At 74.2% G+C, this 7835-nt stretch carries 9 protein-coding genes and 1 riboswitch; of the genes, 5 read left to right on the top strand and 4 right to left on the bottom strand.

Features of this window, described 5'->3' with window-relative positions; translation table 11 throughout:
- The first annotated feature begins 6 nt into the window (after positions 1 to 6).
- From VE546_RS04405 to VE546_RS04395, 3 genes are all read left to right on the top strand, one after another.
- On the top strand, positions 7 to 495 hold the full coding sequence (locus VE546_RS04405) for a glutathione peroxidase (protein WP_324918574.1): 489 nt from the start codon (positions 7 to 9) through the stop codon (positions 493 to 495).
- Between the two features lie 149 nt (positions 496 to 644).
- Complete coding sequence (locus VE546_RS04400; RefSeq protein WP_324918572.1) at positions 645 to 1373, top strand: antibiotic biosynthesis monooxygenase; 729 nt, start codon at positions 645 to 647, stop codon at positions 1371 to 1373.
- Between the two features lie 101 nt (positions 1374 to 1474).
- Entirely contained in the window at positions 1475 to 1915 is a 441-nt protein-coding gene (locus VE546_RS04395) for a PPOX class F420-dependent oxidoreductase (RefSeq protein WP_324918569.1), read from the top strand.
- Positions 1916 to 2119: 204 nt separating this feature from the next.
- Here VE546_RS04395 and VE546_RS04390 read toward each other — a convergent pair whose 3' ends face one another.
- From VE546_RS04390 to VE546_RS04375, 4 genes are all read right to left on the bottom strand, one after another.
- Complete coding sequence (locus tag VE546_RS04390) at positions 2120 to 3157, bottom strand: M23 family metallopeptidase (protein ID WP_324918566.1); 1038 nt, start codon at positions 3155 to 3157, stop codon at positions 2120 to 2122.
- 11 nt (positions 3158 to 3168) lie between these two features.
- Positions 3169 to 3306, bottom strand: a riboswitch (cyclic di-AMP (ydaO/yuaA leader).
- A gap of 238 nt (positions 3307 to 3544) precedes the next feature.
- Positions 3545 to 4747 (bottom strand): PP2C family protein-serine/threonine phosphatase, encoded by a 1203-nt coding sequence (locus VE546_RS04385; RefSeq protein WP_324918564.1) that lies wholly within the window; start codon positions 4745 to 4747, stop codon positions 3545 to 3547.
- A 101-nt stretch (positions 4748 to 4848) separates the two neighbouring features.
- A complete protein-coding gene (locus tag VE546_RS04380) occupies positions 4849 to 6126 on the bottom strand; it encodes an APC family permease (protein ID WP_324918560.1) in 1278 nt (425 codons plus the stop codon).
- A gap of 73 nt (positions 6127 to 6199) precedes the next feature.
- Complete coding sequence (locus VE546_RS04375; RefSeq protein ID WP_324918557.1) at positions 6200 to 6613, bottom strand: arsenate reductase ArsC; 414 nt, start codon at positions 6611 to 6613, stop codon at positions 6200 to 6202.
- 111 nt (positions 6614 to 6724) lie between these two features.
- Between VE546_RS04375 and VE546_RS04370 the strand changes: the two genes are divergently transcribed.
- On the top strand, positions 6725 to 7039 hold the full coding sequence (locus tag VE546_RS04370) for a metalloregulator ArsR/SmtB family transcription factor (RefSeq protein ID WP_324918554.1): 315 nt from the start codon (positions 6725 to 6727) through the stop codon (positions 7037 to 7039).
- Positions 7036 to 7835, top strand: an 800-nt coding sequence (gene arsB, locus VE546_RS04365; protein WP_324918551.1) for an ACR3 family arsenite efflux transporter, incomplete at its 3' end; no start/stop codon positions are given. The genes VE546_RS04370 and arsB, both read left to right, overlap by 4 nt.

Genomic DNA, 7835 nt, shown 5'->3' with positions numbered 1-7835 from the left:
GGGCCCATGAGCCTCTACGACATCCCCCTGCGCACCCTCTCCGGTGAGCCCACCTCGCTCGCCGAGTACCGGGGCAAGGTGCTCCTGATCGTCAACGTCGCCTCCCGGTGCGGGCTGACCCCGCAGTACGAGGGCCTGGAGCGGCTGCAGAAGGCGTACGCCGACCGCGGGTTCACCGTGCTGGGCGTGCCGTGCAACCAGTTCATGGGCCAGGAGCCGGGTTCCCCCGAGGAGATCGCGGCCTTCTGCTCCACCACCTACGGCGTCACCTTCCCGCTCCTGGAGAAGACCGAGGTCAACGGCGAGGGCAGGCACCCGCTGTACGCCGAGCTGACCAAGCTGGCGGACGCCGACGGGCAGGCCGGGGACGTCCAGTGGAACTTCGAGAAGTTCCTGATCGCCCCGGACGGCACGCCCGTCGCCCGGTTCCGTCCCGCCACCGAGCCGGAGTCGGCGGAGATCACCGCCGCGATCGAGGCGCACCTGCCCGCCTGAGGGCGGCCCGCGCCCCGCGGGGCCCGGCCGGGTGTCCGGCCGGGCGGGGCGCCGGCGGAACCCTAAGCGCCTTGACCTCAAGTCGGCTTGAGGTGTGAGGGTGGCTCCCGAACGCGCCGGACACACCTGCGACGAGCGAGGAGACCGCCATGCCCACCCATCCCGATCCCACCCGCCCCGACGTCGGCGCCGCCCTCTTCAGCACCTGGGACGTGGGGACGCCCGAGCGGCAGCGGGCCGCCGTGGAGGCGATCGCGGCCACCTGGGCGAAGCGGCCGTGGCCGACGCCGGAGCTGCTGTCGTACACCGTGTACGCCGGGACGGACGGCAGGACGCTGCTGCACCACTCCCAGTGGACGGACGAGGAGGCGTACCACGCCTTCGTACGGGACCACCGGCAGGAGCGGAACGACGAGATCGACGCCGCGGTGCCGGGGATCGAGCGGCTCGGCCTGGTGCGCACCCGGCCCTACCGCAGCCTCCCTCCGGGGCCCGGCGGACAGCGGCCCGAGCCGGGGTGCGTGGTGATCGTGGACGTGGAGTTCGAGGGGCCGGACGAGGCCAGGCAGCGGGCCTGGGTCGACGCCGTCGCCGAGGCGATCGCGACCGACGACGGGCTGCCGTCCGGCGGCCTCGCCGGGCACTTCCACACCAGCACGGACGGCACACGCGTCATCAACTACGCCGAGTGGGAGAGCGAGCAGGCCCACGTCGACGCGCTGAACGCCGCCGGCGAGGGCATCGGCTCGGTGACCCCGCAGTGGCACCGCGTCCAGCACTTCCCCGGGCTGCGGCGGAGCAGCGTCAACCGCTACCACCTGCGGTGGAGCGCCGTAAGGCCCCGGCAGTCGGAATCGGCCGGGCACCGGGCGGGTTGAGGCGTACGACGGAGCGTGCGGCGGGACGGGCGACAAGGCGCACGACGCCTGCCCGCGCGCCCCGCCGCACGCCGAACCGCCTGCCGACGAAGGGATCCACCGTGGCCGGGAACGATGCGCAGGACGCCCTGCTCGCCCTGCTCTCCCAACGCGACCTCGGGGTGCTGGCCACCCTCAAGCGGGACGGGCGCCCGCAGTTGTCCAACGTCAGCTACACCTACGACCCCGAGCGGCAGCTCATCAGGATCTCGGTCACCGCCGACCGCGCCAAGGCGCGCAACCTGGCGCGCGACCCCCGCGCCAGCTTCCACGTCACCAGTGCGGACGGCTGGGCCTGGACGGTGGTGGAGGGGCTGGCCGAGCTGACGCCCGTCGCCGCCGATCCGCACGACGCCACCGTCGAGGAGCTGATCGAGGTCTACCGGGCGGTCAGGGGCGAGGAGCATCCCGACTGGGACGACTACCGCCGGGCCATGGTCGCCGACCGGCGGCTGGTGGTGCGGCTCGGCGTGGGGCGCGCGTACGGGCAGCCGCTGCGCTGACGCCTCGTCACGGGACCGGTGGGGAGGGCCGGAGAGCGGTGACCGGCGACCCTGGTGTCGGGGGGGTGGGTCACCAGGGTCGCCGGAGCATGCGGGTACGGGACGCGCCCGGACGCCGCCGCCTCGTCCCCTCCTCGATCGGCCTGCGGACGCACGCCGACGGTGTGCGAGGCGGCGGCGCGGGAGCGGGAGGGAGTGCTGAGGTCAGACGGTGAGGCCCTTGCTCCGCAGCCAGGCCAGCGGGTCGACCGGGTCGCCGCCGCCGGGACGGACCTCCAGGTGGAGGTGCGGGCCGGAGGAGTTGCCGGTGGAGCCGACGCGGCCGATCACGTCGCCGGTCGTCACCGTGCCGCTGGTCTTGGTCATCGACGACAGGTGGCAGTACCAGACCTCGGTGCCGTCGTCGAGTCTGAGGACGATGCGGTAGCCGTAGGAGCCGGCCCAGCCCGCCTCGACGATCTCGCCGCCGTGCACCGCCTTGACCGGGGTGCCGGTGGGGGCGGCGAAGTCCAGACCGGTGTGGGTGCTGGACCACATCGAGCCGGACGCGCCGAAGTGGGAGGTGAGCTGGTACGAGGAGAGGGGGACGGTGTAGCTGGCGGCGAGCTTGGCCAGGCGCTCGGCCTCGGCCTTCCTCGCGGCCTCCTCGGCGGCCTTGCGCTTGCGCTCGGCCTCCTCCTTCGCGGCCTTCTCCGCGGCCTCCTCGGCCGCCTTGTCCGCGGCCTGGTCGGCGGCGGCGTCGAGGGCCGCCTGGGTGGCGTCCGACTGCTGCTGGTCGGCCTGCTGGAGGATGCGCGCCCGCAGCGCCTCGCCCGCGTCCGCGGTCAGGGTGCTGGTGGCGGTGGTCTCGTCGGCGCCCGCGGCGGCCTGGGTGAGGGTGGCGGCGGCGGTGCCGTCGGAGCCGGAACCGGAGTCCGAGTCGTCTATCAGCCCGCCGATGCCGGGGAGGCTGTCGGCCACGGAGCCCAGGTCCGGCATGGTGATGGCGGCCGGGGACTTCTCCTTGGCCGTGGCCATGCCACCCGCGCCGACCGCCGCGATCATGCCGACGCCGAGCACCGCTCCGCTGCGCGCCATGCCGTTGCGCTGCTTGACGACACGGTGCCGGCCGCGGACCGGGCGAACGGAGTCCTCGGTGGGGTTCCACACCGGCCGGGTTTCGTCGCCGTCCGGGCCGAACGGGGTGAAAGTGGCGGTGTGCGGGTCGTACGAGACCTCGGGGGCCGGGCTGCTGGACGCCACGGAGGCGTTCTCCTTTCCTTCCTTCTCGCCTACCGGGTTAGCTGACGGGTTCGGAGCAGGAAGGTCTCCTACGGGTCCGCACGTGCGGTACGGCCCGATTCACCCCAAATGGTGGTTCCCCGGTTCCCTGGACACGGCCTCCCGGTGGGGTGGGCCGCGCGTTCAGGATTCGGCGACGGCGCACGGTGCCGCCCCTTTCGGCGGCAGTGACGACCGCGCTGCGTTATCGAACGTTAATAGAGAGGCGTGTGGGATTCCAAGCCTCCCCTTCAAAGGGTGAGTAATTTTGCCGGAGACTTATCAGGGCAATAACCCCTCAATTCGGGCGAGTTGAACGGTCGTCCGGTACAACGAGAGATGTCTCACTCTCTAACGGCGCATCACGTGCTATGCGGAGGGATGTCCGGCGGTCACCCACAGTGATAACTCCGCGCGCGGCGGGGCGGACGGCGGGAGGGGGTCGCACATGACCGCCAGCAGCGCCATGTCGTCGTCCATGCGCCCGCCCGTGTACGCCTTGACGTCCGCGACGAGGGCGTCCAGGAGGGCGCCCGGTCCGGCGAAGCGGTGTCCGAGCAGCCGCGCCGCCGGGTCGTAGAAGACGCCTTCGGCGTTCCGCGCCTCGGTCACCCCGTCGGTGTGGAGCAGCAGCAGGGAGCCCGGCGGGAAGGGCACCGGTTCCGTACGGCCGTCCCTGCCCTCCGCGTCCCCCGCCAGGTGCCCCAGCCCCAGCGGCAGCGCGTACGACCGCGGCTCCAGCGCCCGCAGCGACGCCCCGTCCGCGGACAGCAACAGGGGCGGCGGATGGCCCCGGTTGACGATCCGCAGGCTCCCCGGCGACCCCTCCGGGACCTCCGCCAGGACGGCCGTGACGAACCCCTCGGGCCAGACCGGCTCGCCCCCCTGCCGGCCCTCCCGGGCCAGGGCGTGTTCGATCCGGTCCGCGACCGCCGCCAGGTCCGGCTCCGTCTCGGCCGCCTCCCGGAAGGCGCCGAGCACGACGGTCACCGCGCCCACGGCCTTCAGCCCCTTGCCGCGCACATCGCCCACCAGCAGCCGCACCCCGTACGGCGTCCGCTGCACGCCGTACAGGTCGCCGCCGATCCGGGCGCCCTCGTGGGCCGCCTGGTAGCGCGCCGCGAGCGCCAGGCCGCCGGCCCGGCCGGGCGGTACGGGCAGCACGGCGAGCTGGACCGCCTCGGCGATCCGGCGGGCCGAGGCCAGCCGCAGATCGCCGCGGCGCAGGGCGCCGTGGACGGCGACGGCCAGCAGGCTGACGGCGGCGACCGCGGTCAGCCGCAGCGCGGCCTCCGTCCAGGGCAGGTCGTTCCCCCACTGCACCAGGGCGGCGACCGTGACGGTCGAGGCGGCCCCGGTGAGCAGCGTGCCGCGGGCCGTCCACAGGGCCGCGGCGGCCATGGGCGCGGCGAACATCGCGCCCACGAGCAGGCTGCCCGGGATCACCAGGTCGATGACGACTCCGAGCACGATCAGCCCGAAGGGCAGCAGCCACGGCGGACGGCCGATGCCCCAGGTGGCGCGCATACGGTCCCTGCTGCTGCCCGTCCCGTGCCGCGCGTCGCCGTCCACGCCTCCCACTCTTGCCGACGCCCGGCACCCCGGCGAGTTGATCAGCGCCGGGGCGCCGGGCCCCGTACGGTGCGTGCGGCGGCTACGCGGTGCGTGCGGAGCTACGCCCCGCGGGCGGCGGCCGCGCGCCGCACCCCGTAGACGGCCGCGCCGACGGCCAGCACCGCCGCCCCGGAGGCCACCGAGACCAGGGGCAGGGCGAAGGCCAGCACCACGCACCCGGCCAGGCCGAGCGCGGGCACGATCCGCGGCGGGCGCCCCTCGGCGGGGGCGAGGGTCCAGGCGGAGGCGTTGGCGACGGCGTAGTAGGCCAGCACGCCGAAGGAGGAGAAGCCGATCGCCCCGCGCACGTCCGCCGTGGCCGCCACCACCGCCACCACCGCGCCGACCGCCAGCTCCGCACGGTGCGGCACCCCGAAACGCGGGTGGACGGCGGCCAGTACGGGCGGCAGGTGCCGGTCGCGGGCCATCGCCAGGGTGGTGCGCGAGACTCCGAGGATCAGCGCCAGCAGCGAACCCAGCGCGGCCACCGCCGCCCCGGCGCGCACCACCGGCGCCAGCTCCGGCACGCCCGCCGCGCGCACCGCGTCGGCCAGCGGCGCGGCGGTCCCGCCCAGCGCGCCGCTGCCGAGCACGCTCAGCACGGCGACCGCGACGGCGGCGTAGACGACCAGGGTGATGCCCAGGGCCAGGGAGACCGCCCGGGGGATGGTGCGGGCCGGATCACGGACCTCCTCCCCCAGCGTGGCGATGCGCGCGTACCCGGCGAAGGCGAAGAACAGCAGACCGGCCGCCTGGAGCACCCCGCCGGGCGAGAGGCCGCCCCCGTCGAACCCCAGCCGTGCCGCCCCGGCCGCGTCCGAGGTCAGGCAGGCGACCACCACGGCGGCCAGCACCGCCAGCACCACCGCCACGATCGCGCGGGTCAGCCAGGCCGCCTTCCGCATCCCGGCGTAGTTCACCGCCACCAGCGCCACCACCGCGGCCACCGCGACGGCGTGCGCCCGCTCCGGCCACACGTACAGGCCCACCGTCAGGGCCATCGCCGCGCACGAGGCGGTCTTGCCGACCACGAACCCCCAGCCGGCCAGGTAGCCCCAGAACTCGCCCAGCCGCTCGCGGCCGTAGACGTAGGTGCCGCCGGAGGCCGGGTAGCGGGCGGCCAGCCGGGCCGAGGAGGTCGCGTTGCAGTACGCCACCACCGCCGCCAGCGCCAGACCGAGCAGCAGTCCGGAGCCGGCCGCGCGCGCCGCCGGGGCGAGGGCGGCGAAGACGCCCGCGCCCATCATCGAGCCCAGGCCGACCACCACCGCGTCCGTCACGCCCAGGCGCCGCCGCAACCGGGGGGCCGGGGCCGTACGGTCCGGTGACCCGCTCATCTCCGGCTCCTCACGCCGCTGTTGTCGGTTCGTCGTCCTCCGGCATCGCCGTACGGTGGCGCGGGGCGGCCGCTCACCGCGCCCCTTGGGGGACGAGCTCGGCGATCAGTTCCTCGACGCGCCGCCTGATCTCGTCACGGATCGGCCGCACGGCCTCGACGCCCCGGCCCGCGGGGTCCTCCAGCCGCCAGTCGAGGTAGCGCTTGCCGGGGAAGACGGGGCAGGTGTCGCCGCAGCCCATGGTGATCACGACGTCGGACGCCCGGACGGCCTCGGTGGTCAGCACCTTGGGCACCTCCGCCGACATGTCGATGCCGACCTCCCGCATGGCCTCCACGGCCGCCGGGTTGACCTCGTCGGCCGGGGCGGAGCCGGCGGACCGGACCTCGACGCGGTCGCCCGCCAGGTGGGTCAGCCACGCGGCGGCCATCTGGGAGCGGCCCGCGTTGTGGACGCAGACGAACAGCACGGACGGCTTCTCGGACATCACAGGGCCTCTTGTCTCGGCTTGTTCCGACTTACTCAGGATTGTTCGGACTCGTTCCGGCTCGCGGGGAGAGGGGTGACGACGCTCGATCCGGCGTGAAACTATCAGCCCATGCTGACATCAGTCGACACTGACCTGTTCCGGGCCCTCGCCGACCCCCTCAGATTCACGATCGTGACCCTGCTCGCCACCGAGACGCTGTGCACCACGCACCTGGTGGCCGAGACCGGGGCGAAGCAGACCAACCTCTCCAACCACCTGCGCGTCCTGCGCGAGGCGGGGATCGTCGAGACCGAGCCGTGCGGCCGGTACACCTACTACCGGCTCCGCCCGGACGTCATCGAGCACCTGGGGCGTTCCCTGGAAGCCCTCGCCCGTACCGCCCGCACCACCCGGGCCGCCGAGGCGAGGAGGCCCTGCTCGTGACCGCCGCCGAGAGCACCGCCGAGGGGACCACCCCCGAAGGGACCGGCAGAGCGGCGGACGGGGCCGCCGGCGTCGTCGCCCGCCTCTCCACCCTCGACCGCTTCCTGGCGGTGTGGATCCTGGCCGCCATGGCCGCCGGCCTCGGACTGGGCCGGGCCGTCCCCGGGCTGGGCGAGGTGCTGGCCGCGGTGGAGATCGGCGGCATCTCGCTGCCGATCGCGCTGGGCCTGCTGGTGATGATGTACCCGGTGCTGGCGAAGGTCCGCTACGACAAGCTGGACGCGGTCACCGGCGACCGGAGGCTGATGGTGTCCTCGCTGGTGGTCAACTGGATCGTCGGCCCCGCGGTGATGTTCGCGCTGGCCTGGCTCCTCCTGCCGGACCTGCCCGAGTACCGCACCGGCCTGATCATCGTCGGGCTGGCCCGCTGCATCGCCATGGTGATCATCTGGAACGACCTGGCCCGCGGCGACCGGGAGGCCGCCGCCGTCCTGGTGGCGCTGAACTCCCTCTTCCAGGTGCTGGCCTTCGGCCTGCTGGGCTGGTTCTACCTGGACCTGCTCCCCGGATGGCTGGGCCTGGGCGACGGCGGGCGGCTGGACATCTCCGCGGGAGAGATCGCCCTCAACGTCGTGATCTTCCTCGGCGTCCCGCTGGTGGCCGGGTTCCTCACCCGCCGACTCGGCGAACGGCGCATGGGCCGCGCGGCGTACGAGGGGCGGTTCCTGCCGCGCATCGGCCCCTGGGCGCTGTACGGGCTGCTGTTCACCATCGTGATCCTCTTCGCCCTCCAGGG

Origin of the sequence: Streptomyces sp. (assembly GCF_035644915.1) — a bacterium.
In the GTDB taxonomy this organism is placed as follows: Bacteria; Actinomycetota; Actinomycetes; order Streptomycetales; family Streptomycetaceae; genus Streptomyces.
Note: the sequence above shows the minus strand (reverse complement) of the source record. Positions and strands in the feature narration are given on the sequence as shown.